The sequence below is a fragment of the Shewanella sp. NKUCC05_KAH genome (assembly GCF_019345585.1).
In the GTDB taxonomy this organism is placed as follows: Bacteria; Pseudomonadota; Gammaproteobacteria; order Enterobacterales; family Shewanellaceae; genus Shewanella; species Shewanella oncorhynchi.
Map to the genome: position 1 here is coordinate 1 of NZ_JAHKQZ010000006.1, position 19,295 is coordinate 19,295.

General features: G+C 46.6%; 13 protein-coding genes and 2 pseudogenes. 7 read left to right on the top strand and 8 right to left on the bottom strand.

The window, feature by feature from the left end:
• Positions 1–871 precede the first annotated feature (871 nt).
• The 6 genes and pseudogenes from KO533_RS07410 (at position 872) to KO533_RS07435 (ending at position 7,858) form a co-directional block, all read left to right on the top strand.
• The gene (locus tag KO533_RS07410) at positions 872–1,918 is read left to right on the top strand and encodes a transposase (protein ID WP_173497120.1); all 1,047 of its coding nucleotides are present in this window, start codon (positions 872–874) and stop codon (positions 1,916–1,918) included.
• 301 nt (positions 1,919–2,219) lie between these two features.
• Positions 2,220–3,248, top strand: coding sequence for a diguanylate cyclase (locus tag KO533_RS07415; protein WP_219253491.1), 1,029 nt, complete (start codon positions 2,220–2,222; stop codon positions 3,246–3,248).
• Between the two features lie 132 nt (positions 3,249–3,380).
• Complete coding sequence (locus KO533_RS07420; protein WP_168823128.1) at positions 3,381–5,975, top strand: FAD-binding protein; 2,595 nt, start codon at positions 3,381–3,383, stop codon at positions 5,973–5,975.
• 98 nt (positions 5,976–6,073) lie between these two features.
• Positions 6,074–6,274: pseudogene (locus KO533_RS07425) on the top strand (EamA family transporter); the annotation flags it as partial.
• A 268-nt stretch (positions 6,275–6,542) separates the two neighbouring features.
• A pseudogene (locus KO533_RS07430) lies at positions 6,543–7,214 on the top strand (EamA family transporter); the annotation flags it as partial.
• 119 nt (positions 7,215–7,333) lie between these two features.
• Positions 7,334–7,858, top strand: a complete 525-nt coding sequence (locus KO533_RS07435; RefSeq protein ID WP_168823132.1) for a lipocalin family protein — start codon at positions 7,334–7,336, stop codon at positions 7,856–7,858.
• A 174-nt stretch (positions 7,859–8,032) separates the two neighbouring features.
• Here the strand turns inward: KO533_RS07435 and KO533_RS07440 are convergent, their stop codons facing one another.
• Both KO533_RS07440 and KO533_RS07445 read right to left on the bottom strand, forming a co-directional pair.
• On the bottom strand, positions 8,033–9,625 hold the full coding sequence (locus KO533_RS07440; RefSeq protein ID WP_081729050.1) for an ABC-F family ATPase: 1,593 nt from the start codon (positions 9,623–9,625) through the stop codon (positions 8,033–8,035).
• 382 nt (positions 9,626–10,007) lie between these two features.
• On the bottom strand, positions 10,008–12,242 hold the full coding sequence (locus KO533_RS07445; protein ID WP_219253493.1) for a heavy metal translocating P-type ATPase: 2,235 nt from the start codon (positions 12,240–12,242) through the stop codon (positions 10,008–10,010).
• A gap of 155 nt (positions 12,243–12,397) precedes the next feature.
• Here KO533_RS07445 and KO533_RS07450 point away from each other — a divergent pair, with 155 nt between their 5' ends.
• Positions 12,398–12,859, top strand: a complete 462-nt coding sequence (locus tag KO533_RS07450) for a MerR family DNA-binding protein (protein ID WP_219253495.1) — start codon at positions 12,398–12,400, stop codon at positions 12,857–12,859.
• 39 nt (positions 12,860–12,898) lie between these two features.
• Here KO533_RS07450 and KO533_RS07455 read toward each other — a convergent pair whose 3' ends face one another.
• From KO533_RS07455 to KO533_RS07480, 6 genes are all read right to left on the bottom strand, one after another.
• Positions 12,899–14,947 (bottom strand): prolyl oligopeptidase family serine peptidase, encoded by a 2,049-nt coding sequence (locus KO533_RS07455; protein WP_219253497.1) that lies wholly within the window; start codon positions 14,945–14,947, stop codon positions 12,899–12,901.
• A gap of 78 nt (positions 14,948–15,025) precedes the next feature.
• Positions 15,026–15,268 (bottom strand): hypothetical protein, encoded by a 243-nt coding sequence (locus KO533_RS07460; RefSeq protein WP_028760560.1) that lies wholly within the window; start codon positions 15,266–15,268, stop codon positions 15,026–15,028.
• Between the two features lie 215 nt (positions 15,269–15,483).
• A complete protein-coding gene (locus KO533_RS07465) occupies positions 15,484–16,242 on the bottom strand; it encodes an SDR family oxidoreductase (protein WP_011846385.1) in 759 nt (252 codons plus the stop codon).
• Positions 16,243–16,266: 24 nt separating this feature from the next.
• The gene (gene mmsB / locus KO533_RS07470; RefSeq protein ID WP_113938927.1) at positions 16,267–17,169 is read right to left on the bottom strand and encodes a 3-hydroxyisobutyrate dehydrogenase; all 903 of its coding nucleotides are present in this window, start codon (positions 17,167–17,169) and stop codon (positions 16,267–16,269) included.
• 134 nt (positions 17,170–17,303) lie between these two features.
• The gene (locus KO533_RS07475) at positions 17,304–18,473 is read right to left on the bottom strand and encodes an enoyl-CoA hydratase/isomerase family protein (RefSeq protein ID WP_028760562.1); all 1,170 of its coding nucleotides are present in this window, start codon (positions 18,471–18,473) and stop codon (positions 17,304–17,306) included.
• Positions 18,473–19,246 carry an enoyl-CoA hydratase gene (locus tag KO533_RS07480; RefSeq protein ID WP_219253499.1) on the bottom strand — a complete coding sequence of 258 codons (774 nt, stop codon included), beginning with the start codon at positions 19,244–19,246 and terminating at the stop codon, positions 18,473–18,475. Before KO533_RS07480 ends, KO533_RS07475 begins: the two co-directional genes overlap by 1 nt.
• Between the last annotated feature and the right edge of the window lie 49 nt (positions 19,247–19,295).

Here is a 19,295-nt window from a genome sequence, read left to right on the forward strand (position 1 = left end):
GCATGATTACCCCATATCAGCAGATAATTTGCTTTGTGCTGCGAAGAAACTAACTGAACTCTCATTAACTCATGGTTGTTGGGGTTATGAATTATGAGGGGATCCTACAGTGCTCTGCTGCTACGGCAGAGCATTTCTCACAACACATCCGCTTATACTCCGTTTTCCCATAGCAGCACTGTCTTTGGTTGCTAGTAACGCTGAATCCCGTAAAATACAGGCTAAGGCTGAATTTCTCTCAGGACAGCCATATCTTTTCTAGATAAACGCCTCCTGAAATGAGCTCGAAAAGCGGGGAGAAAGCGGAAAAAGCTGGGACAGCCATATCTTTTCGAGATAAGTGCCTCCTAGAAAAAAAGCTGGAAAAAAGCTGGGACAGCCATGATTTATTTATCTCAGGACAGCCATATCTTTTCTAGATAAATGCCTCCTGAAATGAGCTCAAAATGCTCTGCTGCTACGGCGGAGCATTTCTCACAAGACATCCGCTTATCCTCCGTTTTCCCATGGCAAAAGCGGGGAAAAAGCGGGGACAGCCATGTCTTTTTGTGCTTTATCCCCTCTTATACTAGCCTTTACATTATCTTGATTGCGTCTGTTTGGAGCGGATGATGACCTCGGCCAGAAGAAAATTCTTTCAGGACAGCCATATATTTTCTAGATAAACGCCTCCTGAAATGAGCTCAAAATGCTCTGCTGCTACGGCAGAGCATTTCTCACAAGACATCCGCTTATACTCCGTTTTCCCATAACAGCACTATCTTTGGTTGCTAGTAAAAACTAAAAACGGGGACAGCCATGTCTTTTTGTGCTTTATCCCCTCTTATACTAGCCTTTACATTATCTTGATTGCGTCTGTTTGGAGCGGATGATGACCTCGGCCAGAAGAATGCTTATCGATGCTAATACAACGCCCTTCTATCATGTGATAAATCGCTGTGTCAGAAGGGCTTTTCTGTGCGGTGAGGATAAACTCACAGGCCGCAGTTATGAGCATAGACGTGGCTGGATTGTCGATAAAATCAAAGCATTATCCACCATCTTTTGTATCGATATCTGCGCCTATGCGGTGATGAGCAATCACTATCATTTAGTGCTTAAGATTGACGTGGAGAAGGCTAAATCGTTAACGCAAAGAGACATTATCAGTCGCTGGTGTCAAATCACCAAAGGCCATGCTATTGCCACTAAATATATGAATGGTGATGCATTAATCGACGGTGAACGCATGTTACTCGATGCCTTAATTGCCGAGTGGCAAGAGCGATTAAGCAGTATCTCTTGGTTTATGCGATGCCTAAATGAAGAGATTGCCCGTAACGCAAATCGAGAAGATGAGTGCAAAGGTGCCTTCTGGGAAGGCCGTTTTAAATCCCAAGCACTGTTAGATGAGCAAGCATTACTGGCGTGTATGATGTACGTTGATTTGAATCCTATTCGAGCTGGCATTGCCGATTCTTTGCAATCTTCTGATTTCACCTCGATCCAAGAAAGAATTAGTGCACTCAAGCAGGTAAATAACACCATCATCTCACCGCAAGCATCAGTCCAATCCGCAAAAAATAAGCCTCAAACGATAAACAAATCTCTCGCCAAGTTCGATGCGGCGACACACTCTAGTCAACAAACGGGCATCCCTTTTCATTTTGCGGATTATCTGGAACTTATCGATTGGACTGGCCGCGCCATTCGCCATGATAAAAAAGGCTTTATCGATAATCAGCGACCAAAACTGCTCAATGAGTTAGGGATTGCATCAGATGCTTGGCTCAGCTCTGCTAAAGATTTTCGCCGCCAGTACAGTGGCATCAGTGGTCGTTGGGATGCGATGTGCGCTTTCAAACTTCAGCAAGGTGGTAAATGGTGTAGAGGAAAATCGAGTAGCGAAGCTCTACATCCAAATCAACCTTTAGGGTAAACGAACCGTTCCTCACTCTTTATCTGCAGTTAAATTTCGACACTAAAATCCTTTGCGCTTGCCGCTTAATAGCCAAAAATCCACTCATGGGTACCGCTCTTTCAACTTAGCCATGCCCAAAAACCTCGCACGTTTCAGCTAAACCTGAGAATTTACCGTGAGAAGAGTAAATTTAAAACCTTTATAAACAATAGATTAAATCGGAAGGTAAGCAGAAGGTATCTTTTCTTTGCGAAGAATAAAGTCATCATCAGAAAAGCGCTTAGCGCAGATGACATTAGGTTCACGGAGAATGATAACAATGACAAGCTCACCTAAACTGACACGTTCACAACATCCATTATCACTTGTGGGTAAAGGCAATGGTTCACAGTGCACTGCGCAGCAAGGCTTGGTCGAACCTTCGTTGCCGTTAACCTTCTTCGAACATGCCTCGATTGAAACGATTCAACAATTTATTCAGCATCTGACTGAGCCGGTGATTATCGTCAATGCCCAAGGTTACATTTACTTTAGCAATAGCAAAGGTGCTGACTTACTGACGTGCCCGCAGGCCAGTTTGAAGGGACAAGATTGGCGCAACTTTTTGACTGAACACCACCAAGCTCGCTACGACAATCTGCTGAGCAATGATATTAAATTAGGCAAAAATTGCGGTATCCCAGTGCAGCACTCCGCCGAAGAAATCACCCTCATTACAGCCTCAGGCAAAGCAAAAGATGTTGAGCTTTCCATTTCCTACATCCCCAGCCATGAACCTCTGTTTGTGATGATGATGCACGATTTGACGCAGCACAAAGCGGAAAATCAAAAGCTACGTAAATTGGCCGCCACAGATTCACTGACTGGGCTGGCGAACCGCCGATATTTTGATGAAATGCTGCATCACTATTGGGAAGAATGCACAGGTAAGTTGCGCCCGATCAGCGTGGTGATTATCGATGTGGATTACTTCAAAGTGTTCAACGACCAATTCGGCCATATCCAAGGGGACGAATGTCTACGAAAGATTGCCAAAGTGATTGCTGACATAGTGCCGATAGAAGTTGGCCTGGCAGCGCGTTACGGCGGCGAAGAATTCGCACTAATTCTACCAAGCCACAATGCCAAAATGGCACTAACGATTGCCCAAAAAGTGCAGCAAGGGATTAATGACCTGCGCTTTACCGAGCAAGGGCTGCGCGATTATGTCTCTGTGAGCGCGAGCCAAGGGATTGCGAGCGAAATTAATGGCCAGTTCCGTACCTCACTCGCCATGCTATGCGCCGCCGATACCGCATTGTATCGCGCCAAAGCTGATGGCCGTGACAGGATCAATACATCGCTTTAATACCTATTAATTGGCGACTTATTTGCCCGCGGCTTAGTTATCCGCGATGGATCAACAACGGGATGAATGACCTCAGTAGGCGCTTTAGCGCATTGAGGAAAACACGCAAAGCACACGAAAGGACTCATGAATATGGACAAGCTTGAGGCATCAAGAAATATACGGGCAGTGATTGAAAAAAGCTTACCCGTGAGCACGTCACCCCTTGCCATATTCACTTACCAGTGTTGGTTGAAAACCAGCGCAGGTGGGCGTGTGTTCCATTATAAAACCGATCGAGAAGATACCTATTTCGCGGTGGATATTAATTCACTTGGGCATATTGAATGCGTGATTAATACCACCTTACTGCGGGTTGAAGCAATATCAACCTTAGGTGGACTTAACGACGGTCAGTGGCACTTATTGTCTATCTGCCATGAATACCATGAAATCAGTTGTTATGTGGATGGTGAAATTACCCATACACAACTCAATAACCTGTCACTGGTTGCCGACAATGAATTTTTAATTGAAAACGTGTCTTTACCGAATCATCGCGATACACATTTCGATGGTGAAATATTTGGCATCACCTTGCTTAATCGATTATTAACCCGAACTGAAATCGTTGACTATTACCGTAATCCAGCGCAACAAAGATCGATTAGCGAAAATAACCTTTACATTTACCAGCATCAAGATGCACATAATATTCGTGGTGAAAACTTTATCCCACTTAAAAGACAAAAAGTGCTGCTGGTCATATTTAATGACACTGAATATCAATTCATAAAAACCACTACGGATAGCAACACTTATAATCAACAACTGCCTAAGATTATTCCACCCCACGAACGCCGAGCCTATATTATTGAATGTAACTATAACACTTGGCCTAATTTTAGTTATTTAGTTAATTACACGGCGAGTAATCAAGCGGATATTACACTCAATGTTGAAGTGTTTAAATCGCTGACAGCCTATCGCTCTAATATTAAAGTCACCGTTGCAAATGAACTCGAACGGGATTGTCTGATTATTCAATCGACCGAAGAAGAATTAAGTGCTGAAGTGCGTATTAGTGAAAACTTAGTGATCACTCAAGCCAAAAACTTTGTTAATTTCATCAATGAAGTTCGCGCACACATTCCGGCCGATAATATTATTACCGGTGGCCATTATTATAGTGAGCAGCAACTCTCGGTCAGCACGGGTAAACAAATGATTGCCTACCAACAGGCTTGCCAACTGTTCAACCGCAGATTACAAAAAAAACCACTGGCGATCATCAAATGCACGTCAACTGAAGAAGTCAAAATCGCCTATAAAGCGGCCATCGATTATAACTTGCCGATCAGCGTGCGCTCGGGTGGGAATGATCACGAAGGTGAAAGCACTGAAACGAATACCGTAGTGTTAGATCTGCTGAAGATGGATAGCCTCACTTTAGATCCCATCACAGGTATTGCGGCCATTGGCCCAGGTAATCGTTTTATCAATCTCACCACAGCCCTTGCCAAACAAGGCGTGATGATCCCCCATAGTACGAGCGGCAGCGTTGCCTTAGCGGGATTTATTATGGGAGGCGGCTCAGGACCTTGGACCCGCAAATACGGCATGTGCTGCGAATCCCTATTACAGGCAGAAATCGTCCTCGGCATTGGTGAAACCCAAGTCGTCTCTGTTGCCAATAAACCTGAGTTACTCTGGGCGCTCAAGGGTGGCGGTGGGTTAAGTTACGGCATAGTGACCCGCTTTTTTGTTCAAACCTTTCCACTACCGCCTTGCCTTATCAAGTTTGAATTAGAATGGAATTGCTACGATAAACAAACCCATGAACTCATTGAGCACACCCCAACCAAAGACATTTTACAGCGCTGGGAAGCCATCATAAATGCCGACAGCACTGGCTGTTTGATTGGCACTAATCTCAAGATTAATGCCAAACATTTACCCGTAGAACAACACAAAACACCCGACATAGACACTGAGTCGATTACGCATAACTGCTTGATGTATGGTTTTTGGGAGGGCAATTCCGCCAGCCTAAACCACTTTATCCAGACACAATTTAATGAATTTGGCCTAGTCCCCAATGATATTCGCATCGAGGGTATGGGCGGACTCACCAAAGCCTACGGTGAAAACCTAATGCCCAGTTGGGAAAGGGAATCTTTTCATCATCTGCAAGCTGACTTACAAGGCATAAGCCGCTCACCTAATCCAGCGGATGTAGATGAACCCGCGCCCCATAAAGTCACCTCGCGCTTAGTGAATCAAACGGGCCTGAGGGACGGTTATAAGCCACTGCTTGAAAGCTTAACCTCTCGCTATGTGCTTGAAGGCAACCGTCAATTGGGGCTATTTACCTATGTTACCCTTGGCGCTATAACTGGTGATTATTATCGCACTATGGGCGAAGAGCAAAAGAGCCGCAGCGCCTTCCCCTACAAGGACAGACAATACACGATTCAATATCAAACTTGGTGGAATAACGCCCTGCAAGAGAAGCAACAATTGCAGGATAGCCAAGTGTTTACCCGCATTAATCGTGCACTCGATTGGATTGATGCCAGCCGAAACTATGACATCCCCAACACCTCGGGCGCTTTTATCAGTTTCAAAGATAAGGCCATTCCTACAGATGTGTACTTTGACCACAATTACGCCGCGTTAAAACGGATTAAGGCGGCCTACAGCCAAGATAGCTTTAACCATTTCCGTTCACGTAAAAGCATTATTTAAGTTAATACATCGACATAGCCTAAGGTGAGTTTTTAAGGCAAAATCGACGCCGTCCACAGGACGGTGTCGCCCTTAAATTCTTCAGTTACAGGTTGCCTATGCCAAGCTCAGCTTTAGCTATCATTTTTGCCCTATTGGCGGCCATTCTTATGGGCACTATCGGTGTATTAGCGCGCTTTGCCGCCCTGCCCGCCGAGCATATTACCTTCTACCGCTTACTGCTAGGTGCTCTATTTCTATTGGCTTATATGCTGCTTACAGGTAAAGGCCATCAGATTCGCCATAGACCGAGTAAACGCAACTTATACCCAAACAACCTCAAAATGCAGGATTCAGCGGAAATTTAACGCACTTTAGGCAAGGCGGTTATTTGCGGACCTAGTGGACTAAGTTAAAAATAACCAACACAGCAAAAAGTGCGTTAAAAACCGCCGGGACGGAGCGCCTAGGGCACTCCACTTCCGTGTTGCATCAATTCAAAAGGTAGCCGACATTTTGTCATTGATGCGCCTTGAATTGAAGCACCCTAGGCGCTCTGAAACTCGTATCTTGAGGTAGCTTGGGTATATAAATGGCGCTATGCTCGCGGGCTTTATGGCGTTTTACATTGAAGCCATTCAGTACACCCAAATGGCCAAAGTGATCATGATTATTTACTTAGCCCCTGTGGTGTCGACTATTTTCGCCCATTATTTCTTTGCCGAAAAACTCACCCGCTTAAGCATGGCAAGCGTGGTCGTCGCACTAATGGGTTTTATGTTAATGATCCCCACAGGGCCGCAGCAAGCGAGCAATCACACTGAATTATTAGGCTATTTTTATGCCCTACTCGCTTTATTAACCTACTGCGGTTTTATGTTAATCAACCGAAAACCTAGTCTGAGTTCGCCCTATCAAAGCACTTTAGTACAGCTTAGTGTCGGCGCTTTGTGCCTACTGCCCTTAGTGATAAATGCACCGCTGACGCCAAGTTTGCCGCAAATGGGCTGGTTAATTGCGATTGGATTCTTCCCCGGATTTTTAGCCATTTTGCTGGCGGTAAAAGCCCTACGCCAATTGCCTGCTGTCACTTTTGGCACCCTCGCCTATGTGGAACCGGTTATCGTAGTGACGTTAGCATGGTGGATATTTGGTGAAACCTTGAGTCCCATGCAATTAATCGGTGTCGGCTTAATTCTTCTGGCCGGCATTAGCCAAGGCTTTATCAGTCAGCGCAACGTATTGATTACGAGCGGCTAACCAACAACACTTTGCCAAGTAGCTGAAATAATGTGAAGAAAATAGTGTAAGCTCAACAGAGGATTGATTGAACATTGCACTTAAGACGTGCGACTAAGACTTAAGATCAGGAGGTCAAATTGAGAAAGCTACTGTTAGTCATTAGTATATTTTTGCTCAGCGGTTGCTTAGGCATGCCTAAACTGGTTCAACCCGTGAATGATTTTGAGCTAAATAAATACTTAGGTAAATGGTACGAAATTGCACGATTAGATCATTCATTCGAAAGAGGCTTAAGCCAAGTTAGCGCAGAATACAGCCTGAAAGAGGATGGCGGTGTTAGAGTCATTAACCGTGGATTTTCCGCGGCTAAAGACGAATGGAAAGAAGCCGAAGGAAAGGCCTATTTTGTGAATGGGGATTCAGAAGGCTATTTGAAAGTCTCCTTCTTTGGGCCATTTTATGGATCGTATGTGGTCTTCGAATTAGATCATGAAAACTATCAATACGCTTTTATATCGGGACCCGACACAGGTTATTTGTGGCTATTGGCTAAAACCCCGACTGTGCCACCCGAGGTGCTGCAAAAGTTTGTTGAAATGTCTAAAGCCCGCGGCTTTAATACCGACAATTTGATTTATGTGCAGCAAGAGTCAGCGCCCTAACGAGTGCCACCAATGCACTAAAATCGAGTGGGCGAAAAGCTAATCGCTAGATAAAAAGACAGCCAATGGATACAAAAACGCCGCAATGAATTGCGGCGTTTTTATTGATGTTGCATTTAGCTGCACTGTATTTAAATGCATGTATTTACACATGCAGCTAAATAACAAATAGCGTTAGACTTCAATGCCTTTGCTGGCAAGGAACTCATCGTAAGTGCCTCTGAAATCATTCACGCCTGAGTGAGTGACTTCAAGGATACGGTTTGCCAGAGACGATACGAATGCACGGTCATGACTCACGAAAATCAAGGTCCCTTCGTACATTTCCAGCGCGTTGTTCAGTGATTCAATCGATTCCATATCCATGTGGTTGGTCGGTTCGTCGAGCACTAAAATGTTGGCTTTTTGCATGATGAGCTTGCCGAATAACATGCGACCTTTCTCGCCACCAGACAGCACTTTGACTGACTTTTTAATGTCGTCAGAGCCAAACAACATACGGCCTAAGATGCCACGTACCGATTGGTCGTCATCTTCTGGCTTGCGCCATTGGCTCATCCACTCGAACAAGGTCATTTCGTTAGCGAAATCAGACTCATGATCCTGTGCATAATAACCAATGTTAGCGTTTTCAGACCATTGGATAGTACCTGCATCCTGCGGGATGTCATGGATCAGGGTACGTAACAGGGTTGTTTTACCGACGCCGTTTTCACCCAATACCGCAATGCGCTCGCCCACTTCAACAATTAAGTTTAAGTCTTTGAATAACGGAGTGTCGTAGCCTTTCGTTAGGTTTTCAATCACTAAGGCATTACGGAACAATTTCTTCTCTTGCTCGAAACGAATGAAGGGGTTCACACGGCTAGAGGCTTTTACTTCATCTAACTTAATCTTGTCGATTTGACGAGCACGAGATGTGGCTTGTTTCGCCTTAGAAGCGTTAGCCGAGAAGCGTGCTACGAAGGTTTGCAGTTCAGAGATCTGGGCTTTTTTCTTCGCATTATCAGACAATAAACGCTCGCGAGCTTGAGTCGCTGCTTGCATGTATTCGTCGTAGTTACCAGGGTAAACGCGCAGTTCGCCGTAGTCTAAGTCAGCCATATGAGTACAGACTGAGTTTAAAAAATATCTATCGTGCGAAATGATAACCATAGTACTGCTACGTTGGTTCAACATATCTTGTAACCAACGGATAGTGTCGATGTCCAAGTTGTTGGTAGGTTCGTCAAGCAGCAGCACGTCTGGATCAGAGAACAGGGCTTGTGCTAACAATACACGCAGTTTTAAACCCGGAGCGATTTCAGACATCAAACCAAAATGGCTTTCAATACCGATACCTACACCTAACAGTAATTCGCCTGCACGGGATTCGGCGGTATAACCGTCCATCTCAGCAAAATCCATCTCTAGGTTGGCGACGGTAATGCCATCTTCTTCACTCATTTCGGGTAAAGAATAAATACGGTCACGTTCTTGCTTTACCTTCCACAGTTCGCGGTGGCCCATGATCACGGTATCGATCAGGTTGAATTCTTCATAACCGAACTGGTTCTGGCTTAATTTACCCAGACGCTCATTCACATCTAACGAGACGTTACCGCTGCTAGGGTCTAGATCACCACACAGGATCTTCATGAAGGTCGATTTACCACAGCCATTCGCGCCGATAAGACCGTAACGGTTACCACCGCCAAATTTAACTGAGATGTTTTCAAACAGTGGCTTAGCGCCGAACTGCATGGTGATATTTGCTGTTGTGATCAAAATGAACTTCCAAATCGAGTAATGTTGGCCGAGCCCGTTGGCGCCGCTTTAAATAAGCATAAACCAAATAACGCTATGCCGAAGGGGTAAAAATAAACGTGGCACTATAGCAGTTTGGGCTAAATTATCAACTAAAAAGGCGGCTAGAAAGCCAGAGGGAATGCCGAGATCGCCGCACTATGCCTGTATGAGAAGCGTAATTAATTTTACCTTATTGGCTTAGCTTTCAATGTATTCGAGCAGAATGACAATCGGATGACCCTTAGCGTCGCAAAGCTTGCCGACGCTAGGGGCTTATGTGGTAAGTGCTAATGTGGACATAGCCCTAAGCTAACTCAAGATACCCGTTTCAACATTTTAAGTTAGCTTAGGTATCGACAACTTATAACTTCTGTCGTCTTAAGCGGTTGGCGTTCGTGACGACAGTAAGTGAAGACAAAGCCATGGCTGCACCCGCAATCACAGGGCTTAATAACATGCCCGTAAGTGGATAAAGCACGCCCGCCGCAACCGGAATACCCAAACTGTTATACACAAAGGCGCCGAACAGATTCTGCTTAATATTGGTAATCGTCGCCCGCGACAATGCCAATAAGTTAGCAATCACTATCAATTGCTGCGACAACAAGGTGATATCCGCACTTTCAATCGCCACCTCAGTGCCCGATCCCATCGCGATCCCCACATCCGCGCTCATTAGAGCTGGCGCATCATTAATGCCATCCCCAACCATAGCCACCACATGCCCTTGCTTTTGTAAATCCAGCACATGTTGTTGTTTTTGCTCGGGCAGTACGCCGGCAATCACTTCGGTGATGCCCACTTGGTCGGCCACCGCCTGCGCCGTTTGTGGGTTATCCCCCGTTAACAACACCACGCGAATACTCCTTTGCAGCATGGCCGCGATGGCTTCTTTGGCATCGGGTTTAATCGGATCAGCCAGCGCGATAGTGGCCATTAACTTGCCCGCTTTGGCGACATAAATTGGGGTTTTACCTTGATTTGCAAAGCTTAATGTCGCGTTAGGATCTAAGGCACTGCCATCGGAATTGACAATCTCCAATGCCGTCATCAAGGCGAGATTACCAATCGCCAGCGATACGCCATCGACCTTACCCTCAATCCCCTTACCTTGATGGTTCGTAAATGCCTGTGTATCGGGCAATTGCGTCAGTGATTCCTTGGCATAACTGACAATCGCCCCCGCTAACGGATGCTCAGAGTGCTGCTCAAGGCTTGCGATTTCGCCCAGCAAGGTTTCTTTATCGGCATCACTCAGTGTTTGTACTAATACAAAGTCAGTGACTTGCGGCTTGCCTAAGGTAACAGTGCCGGTTTTATCCAGCACCACACAGTCAACTTTACTGGCGGTTTGCAACGCTTCACCATTTTTAACTAACACGCCCATTTGGGCTGCGCGGCCCACAGCCACCATGATCGACATAGGCGTAGCCAGCCCCAGCGCACAGGGACAAGCTATGATAAGCACACTCGTCAGCACCACTAACGCATGGCTTAAGGCGGGCGCTGGACCAGCAAAATACCAAATAGCCGCCGCCAGTAGTGCTATCGCCACCACAGTAGGGACAAATACCGCGGAGATCTTATCGGCCAGTCGACCTATGGGTAATTTTGACGTTTGTGCCTGTTGCACCAGTGCAATGATTTTGGCAAGCTTAGTATCTTGTTGCCCAGCCGTCACTCGGTAAACTAGGCTGCCATTGCCGTTGACTGTGCCCGCGCTCAGACTATCTCCCCGATTTTTAAGGACTGGAATAGGCTCACCTGTGAGCATGGCTTCATCAAGTAGGGATTGTCCTGTTTCGACCTCACCATCAAGGGCAACTCTGTCTCCGGGGCGCAAACGCAGCTTATCGCCCAGTTTCAACTGACTTATCTCAACCTTTTCATCCCCCTTATCCGTAATACGAATCGCAGTAGTGGATTGCAACCCGAGCAGTCGCTGCACCGCTTCGCTGGTTTTGCCCCGCGCTTTAAGCTCGAGTCCATGACCTAAGTTAATCAAACCTAAGATCATCACACTCGCCTCAAAGTACACATGGCGGGTATCCATAGGGAATGCGCTCGGCATAATGACCACCAACATGGAATAGGCCCATGCGGTACTGGTGCCCAGCACAATCAGCGTATCCATGTTGGTGGTTTTGGCTTTGAGCGCCCGCCACATGCCTTGATAAAAATGTCTGCCTGTGGTGATAAGTAAAGCCAAAGTGACCAGTCCCATGATGCCCCAGCCTAGCTGCAGATTTGGGCTGTTGATCATCATTTCACCGCCCAGTAATCCCCACAGCATCATGGGAACACCCACAACGAGCGCGGCTATAGCTTGGCGCATTCGCAGTCGATACTCGGCGGCATCTTCAAGGCGTTTTTCTTCGGCGGCGACTTTAGCATCAATAACGACCTGCGCCGGATAACCCGCATTTGCCATCACAGCCAAGGCGGTATCAGCGCTCATCTTGCCTTCTACCGTCACTTGCTTATCGGCGAGATTCACACGCGCTTCGACGCCATCTTGGGCGGCAAACGCCTTTTCAATTTTTGCGACGCAGCCAGCGCAATTCATATTGGCGACATAGAGTCTGGTCATAGACATGGGAGATCCCTCACTTGATGTTTCACACTATAGGTCTAAGATAAAGTCTCCCATCACTGGAGAGTCAAGGATGAATTTGCTCAATGTGATCACATCGACAATTAATTGCTGGGCGAAATGGGTGATACCATTCAGTTGGAAAAATAGAGGTCAAAATGAAGATAGGTGAAGTGGCGAAACAAACGGGCTTAAGTGTTAAGAGTATCCGTTATTATCATGATATTGGCTTAGTGTGCGGCGAGCGCAATGAGGCGGGTTATCGAGTTTATCGCCATCAAGATATTGAAGCACTTAAGTTTGTGCATCAATGTCGCGACTTAGGTTTTAGACTAGAGGATTGCAAATCCTTGCTTGGTCTTAAGGGCAATGAAAGCCGTAATGCCGAGGACGTTAAGCAGCTTACCCAAACTCATCTTGCCTATGTCGAAGAGCAAATCAATAAGTTACAGCAGCTTAGGGCGCAATTGCAGCACATGGTGACCCAATGCCAAGGCGGCGATCAGCCCCACTGCGCCATTATCGACAGCCTAAGCCACGAGACTCATGGCAGCCATGAAAATCACAAGAGCCAGCAAAATGCTGGCTCTGAGTGTTGCGGTAAAAGCCAATCGCAATAGCGATAGCGATGGCCAAGTTCAATAACGGTAAATACCGCGTTATTGACTTCTCACTATGGTTGGTTTTAGCGCCGCGGCGTTATCCAGTACCAGTGTTGCAAGCTTACCCGCAGGGGTAAAGTTAAACACTTGCCCATAAAATGCCAGCTCAGTTTCTAATCCTGCGGCCTTGTGCTCAGGTTTCCAACCGCCGTGGGGTTCATCCTGATAAGCGATATAAGCCGTGGGTACGCCTCTCACTTTCAACGCCTCATAAATCTGCCGCGACTGCTGTGGTGGTACGATTTGGTCACGTAATCCTTGAAAAATTAATAAAGGCTCATTCAATCCTTCAAGGTGATGCAGGGGCGACAGTTCCCTATAGCGGGCTTGATTTTCACCATAGGGGCCGATAAGCAGATCTAAGTAGCCAGTCTCGAATTTATGGGTACTCTTGGCGAGCTGTTCAAAGTCACTGATCCCCGCATAGCTCACCCCCGCTTGAAATACATCATAAAATGCCAAGGACGACATCACAGTTAACCCACCAGCGCTAACACCTCGAATCGCCAGCTTTTGTCCATCAACCCAACCTTTATCAACTAAATATCGGGCCGCATTGACCGCATCTTCCACATCAACTTGGCCCCATTTTCCGTAGATACTTTGACGATAAGCACGGCCAAAACCACTGCTGCCACGGAAATTAACATCGAGAACCGCAAAGCCTCGGCTGGTCCAAAATTGAATGTCACTGCGATAAGCCAGACTCGCACGCGCCGTAGGACCGCCGTGTAACATTACAATCAAGGGCGGACGGGTATCATTAGGCGCAGTATAGTTGGGGTTAACCGGACCATAAAAATAACCGTAAGCTTGCTGGTTAGCACCTGTTTTAAAAGTAATATTTTTAGCACGGGAGATAAAATTGGGATTAAGTTTTGGTAAGTTAGGGGTATACACCAACTCAGTACCACGACCGATCACTTTATAAATGCCCTTCTCTGGCGTCGCCTTAGCGCCGACAAAATAAACAGCATCTTCCCCTCGGATCACTTGGGTGATTTCACCAAAGTCGACGGCCAAAGATTCGGTCAGGCCTGAATCTAGATGCAGTCGAATTAAAACGGCCTGACTACCAAGCATATAACTGGCAATAATCGTTTTTTCGGATTCAAAGGCATAATTATGATTGCCTAAATACCAATCAGCCACCGCAAACTCGGCCTTTTTCTTTAGCACTGGGTCTAAGGTATTTTGTGCCGTGACTCGATAGATATTCCACCAATTACTGATATCCGATACGACATACAATTGTCCATCGGGGCTAAATAATGGCTGCGACACCGAAGAGTCTGCGGGCGTGTTTACCTTACGAATATTGTGTAATTGCCCTTTACGGTCCAGATCCCCAAGCCAGAGCACGCTATTATCCCATGGCATATAGGGATGTTCCCACGAGATCCACGCCAGTTGGCTGTTATCGGGCGAGATAGCTGGCGAAGAAATAAAGTCATGGCCCGAAACAAAGGTATCGCCTTCACCGGCAAAATTAAGATTAATGGTAACAAGACTCGCCTTAGGCTCACCCGCTTGACGATGATCTTCGCGCACACAGATAATCCTCGACCCTTTGGGGTAAGCAATACAATCTGCATGACGAGTACCATTTGGCGTTAAAGGCAAAGGGGGTTGATTAGGGGCAAAACGATAAAACAGTTGGTCCTGTGCCTTAGTGGCAAACAGACTCTGACCAATCCCCAAAAAGGCGGCACCACCGTATTCATGAACGGCGGATTTAACATTAAACGCAGGCGGCACTATGTCGGTAATTTTTCCACGTTGGTCGAGGCGTTTAATGCCGACTTGGCCTTGTTTTTCACCATCAGATTCAGAGAAATAAATAGCACCATCAACGCTTTGCAACTCAGCCACATTATCGGCCTGCTCAAAAACTTCAGTCGCCGATAGCGGAGACTGCCAACTACCATAGGGCGCAACTATGCGCGCGCCATTATCACTAAGATGCGGCGTCTCTTTGTTCGAGCGCTCGCAAGCACCTAAACAAAATAAGCCCCCCAGCATCCATAAATATCCATGTAGCTTCATTGTTTCTCCCCAATGTTTGCCAACTGCACAAACCGAAACAAAATATGAACTTGCAGAAATGAGTTATGTGTAAATTAGTTATTTTTTAAATTTTTTTAAGAACCAATTTACCACTTGCACTTGTTGTACTTGCGTTAAACCAAAATAAATACACACCCAAGGTGAGATAAGAAAAAACCATGGGATCACGGCCACAGAGCGGCCACTAAAGAGCAGAAAAAAGAAACCGCAATAAATCACAACCAACCCTAAGATACCCACGATCAACATCATGCGCTTAGTGATTTTCTCAAGCCAGTGGGCTTTTTCCTGCCAAGACATCCGGATTTCAAGCTCCATTACATGTGATCAACATGTTTGTAAAGTTATGTAAAAAAACGGGAGAGCGATTGTTGAAGGTTAACAACTAAATGTCAACTCCAACAGTGAAATCTAAATAAATCCGAAAGCTAGAGCATAAGAACCATTATCTTTATTTACCCTATAAAAAAACCGAGCCTAAGCTCGGTTTTTATGCAAATCAATAAGATATCGCTCTAAAGACGGATACCACCATCGATTTCAAACACACGACCGTTAACATAATCGTTTTCAATAATAAAACGTACGGTAGAAGCTATCTCGTCGGCATGACCTAAGCGGCCAACAGGCACGAGTTTCTCTAAACGCTCCAACGCTTCTGGCTTCATTGCTGCCGTCATCTCGGTCGCAATCACGCCAGGTGCGACCGCTGCACTACGGATATTGTAGCGCGCTAACTCCTTCGCCCAGCCAACAGACATAGCCGCAACACCCGCTTTTGAGGCCGCGTAATTTGATTGGCCCATATTACCCGCCTTAGCAAGGCTAGAGATGTTAACAATCACCCCCGCTTGACCCGATTCAATCATGGCCGCTGCGGCCTCACGGCCACAAAGGAAACTGCCGGTCAGGTTCACATTGATCACCGATTGGAACTGCTCGTAAGACATACGATCAGTGACTTTGCCGTCTTTGGCTTTGACTAACATGCCATCACGCAGAATACCGGCGTTGTTCACTAACACGTTCACTTGACCAAAATCTTCGAGAATATAGGCAAAACCCGCGACGACGTCTTCTTCGTCGGTAATGTCTAAGGCATAACCTTGAACTTCAGTGTCCGATCCAAGCTCAGCGCAGGCTCGCTCGAGTTTTTCTTGGTCCACATCGATAAGCGCTATCTTAGCACCCGCCTGCGCAAAATTTTGCGCCATTGCTAAGCCTAAGCCACCCGCGCCGCCAGTAATGACGACAACCTTATCTTTTAAATCCATCTGGTGATCCCTTGTTATCTGTGTCTATTTTTTAAGTGGTGCAAATTGTTCAAATATACTGGAAAAATCTCGGCGACCATTGCCTTGTCTTGCATGATTAACATACAAGCTGCGGGCTAAAGCGCCCATTGGCGTGCTAGAGTTGCTCAATAATGCAGCTTCTTGTGACAGACCGAGATCTTTGACCATCAAATCTACCATAAAGCCACCCTGATAGCCCTTAGAAGAAGGCACTGTTTCCATCACGCCTGGGCAGGGATTGTACTTCTCTAGCGTCCAGTTTCCGCCACTGCTGACCTTCATAATGTCGGATAACACTTTGGGATCGAGACCATGATCGACGCCCATTTGCAGGGCTTCGGAAGTACCGACCATCAACACAGATAACAGCATGTTATTGCAGATTTTCGCGACTTGCCCCGCACCTGGGCCGCCAGCGTGGAAGATATTCACACCCATAGCCTTAAGTACGGGCTGCGCACGTTCAAAAGCGTTATCCGAGCCACCACAAATAAAAGTTAAAGTACCCGCTGCCGCGCCTGCCGTGCCGCCAGAAACTGGTGCATCCATAAATTCGATGCCGCTTTTAGCCGCTTCGGCCGCCACTAATTGTGCGCTTTGTGCATCGATGGTCGAGCAATCGATCAGTAAAGTATCACCCGCAACCACTTCAAGCAGACCTTTGTCTGTTCCATTGCCTAAATATAAACTTTTCACATGCTTGCCCGCAGGCAGCATAGTAATCACCACACTTGCGCCCGCTGCAGCGCCGCAGGCGGTACTTGATACTAAGGCGCCTTTTTCAGCCAATTGCTGCATAGCCTCGGGGACTAAATCAAAGACGCGAACCGTCATGCCTGCTTTTAATAAATTGGCCGCCATTGGGCCGCCCATATTACCTAAACCGATAAAGGCTACTGTACTCATGCCATCACTCCTGTGTTGTTCTTTTTAGTGTTGTGATAATACTATCAAATTGATTATGCTGACTTTATCACAGAGTAAAGCGAGCTTGGCTAAGCAGATAAACACAGCGCTTAGCCAACTCGGCCCTTAAACGCTTAACTCAGTTGGTTAAAGGGATGCGCCTCGCCCCATGGGGAAGCCAATATTTGCTCAAGTACCGCTGTGGGTACTGAGTTAACATCCTTAAAACGCCATTGCGGTTTCTTGTCTTTATCAATCAAGAGTGCACGAACGCCTTCGCAGAAATCACCGTGGGCACACACGTTAACACTTGCGGTTAATTCCCATTTGAAACATTGAGCTAAGCTAAGCTTAGTCCCTAACTGCCCTTGGATATAGACCAAGTGCCAGCTGATAGGGCTACCCGCAAGGAAGGTGTCCCGCGCTTTCATTAACCACTTTTCTTCCGATACCAAAGTTGACATGCGTGCTGCAATATCCTGCAGACTGCCCGCCATAAGCCTGTCAATTATGTCTTGGCTTTCGGCTAATACACTGTCGCCCTTCGGAATATCCACTTGATTAGACAGCTCGTTGATCATGCTATCTAAACGTTGATGATTAAGTGCTGGCGTATCACTCCAATCTAAGGTTGCCATGGCATCAAACATCAGCTCTTTGTCGTCGCGGTTCAGGTAATGATCCGCAAGGCCTACATAACAGGCATCGGCGGCATTGAGTTGATAGGCGGTCAATCCCAAAAACAATCCCATCTTGCCCTGCATACGATTAAGGAAATAACTGCCACCCACATCGGGATACAGGCCGATAGTCACCTCAGGCATAGCGATACGCGAGGTTTCGGTAACGACTCTGTGGCTTGCGCCCGCCATCAAACCGAGACCGCCGCCCATGACAATGCCATCGCCCCACACCAACACAGGTTTGCCAAAGGTATGCAGTAGATAATCGAGGCGATATTCCTCTTCGAAGAAAACCTTTGCTTCCTCAGTCACTTGCCCATTAGCGGCAATGGAAGCATGGTATAAAGCGCGCACATCACCACCAGCACAAAATGCCTTCTCACCGCTGCCATCTAATACGATGCAAGCGATAAGGGGATCTTTCTTCCACAGATTAAGCTGCGCAGTCATAGCGCGTACCATGCCTAAATCTAAGGCGTTGAGGGCTTTTTCCACATTGAGTGTGACCACTCCAACCAATTTGCCAGAAGCAGTGGCTAAGGTTTGAAACACCACATTTTGTGTGGTCGTGACCTGATTTGCGACATGCTCGACCACGTCATTATCTACTACATTCGTCATTAGCGGTTTCTCCACTCAGCTTTACGTTTCCCTAAAAACGCATTCACGCCTTCGGCCTGATCTTCAGTATCAAATAATCCGACAAATAACTCACGCTCAATCGGTAACGCTTGGCTACGCGCCATAGTGCGCCCCGCTTGAATAAGCGTCTTACACGCAGTCACGCTGCTTGGGCTTTGATTCGCCACTTTGACGGCTAAGGCGATTGCCGCATTAAGCGCTTCGCCAGTGTCGACCACTTCTTCCACTAAACGTAGATTCAATGCTTGAGTCGCATCGATACGCTCGCCGCATAAAATCATCCGTTTAGCCCACCCTTCACCGACTAATGCAGTCAGATTTTGAGTGCCACCCGCACAGGGTAATAAACCGACCGTCGCTTCGGGTAATGCCATTACAGCTTGAATTTCGGCGATACGAATATCGCAGGCCAACGCGACTTCTAAGCCGCCGCCCATGGCATAGCCGTTAATCGCGGCAATCGACACACCGCGGAATTGGCTTAAGGTTTCAAAGGCTTCACCAAAATGCTTTGCCATCGTTGCCGCATTACCTTTGTCACCATCGCTAAACAGTTTTAAATCGGCGCCAGCGGAGAAGAACTTTTGCCCTTGGCCCGTTAACACTAAGGCGTAAATATCTTTATTGGCATTCAGCTCAAGCACTTTGGCTGTAAGCGCCTGTAAACTCTCGGCAGTCCAAGTATTGGCTGGCGGATTGTTCATAGTCAGAATCGCCGTGTGGCCTTCGATACGTTCAACTAAATATTCCATCTTTATAGACTCCTTTTCAGTTATCGCCGACCTGTAAGTCACGCATATT

What these genes read in the sequence shown, in the direction of transcription:
- mmsB (WP_113938927.1), bottom strand. Translation starts at nt 17,169, where the DNA reads ATGAGTACAGTAGCCTTTATCGGTTTAGGTAATATGGGCGGCCCAATG.
- KO533_RS07410 (WP_173497120.1), top strand. Translation starts at nt 872, where the DNA reads ATGACCTCGGCCAGAAGAATGCTTATCGATGCTAATACAACGCCCTTC.
- KO533_RS07475 (WP_028760562.1), bottom strand. Translation starts at nt 18,473, where the DNA reads ATGACGAATGTAGTAGATAATGACGTGGTCGAGCATGTCGCAAATCAG.
- KO533_RS07460 (WP_028760560.1), bottom strand. Translation starts at nt 15,268, where the DNA reads ATGTCTTGGCAGGAAAAAGCCCACTGGCTTGAGAAAATCACTAAGCGC.
- KO533_RS07455 (WP_219253497.1), bottom strand. Translation starts at nt 14,947, where the DNA reads ATGAAGCTACATGGATATTTATGGATGCTGGGGGGCTTATTTTGTTTA.
- KO533_RS07450 (WP_219253495.1), top strand. Translation starts at nt 12,398, where the DNA reads ATGAAGATAGGTGAAGTGGCGAAACAAACGGGCTTAAGTGTTAAGAGT.
- KO533_RS07465 (WP_011846385.1), bottom strand. Translation starts at nt 16,242, where the DNA reads ATGGATTTAAAAGATAAGGTTGTCGTCATTACTGGCGGCGCGGGTGGC.
- KO533_RS07445 (WP_219253493.1), bottom strand. Translation starts at nt 12,242, where the DNA reads ATGTCTATGACCAGACTCTATGTCGCCAATATGAATTGCGCTGGCTGC.
- KO533_RS07420 (WP_168823128.1), top strand. Translation starts at nt 3,381, where the DNA reads ATGGACAAGCTTGAGGCATCAAGAAATATACGGGCAGTGATTGAAAAA.
- KO533_RS07415 (WP_219253491.1), top strand. Translation starts at nt 2,220, where the DNA reads ATGACAAGCTCACCTAAACTGACACGTTCACAACATCCATTATCACTT.
- KO533_RS07480 (WP_219253499.1), bottom strand. Translation starts at nt 19,246, where the DNA reads ATGGAATATTTAGTTGAACGTATCGAAGGCCACACGGCGATTCTGACT.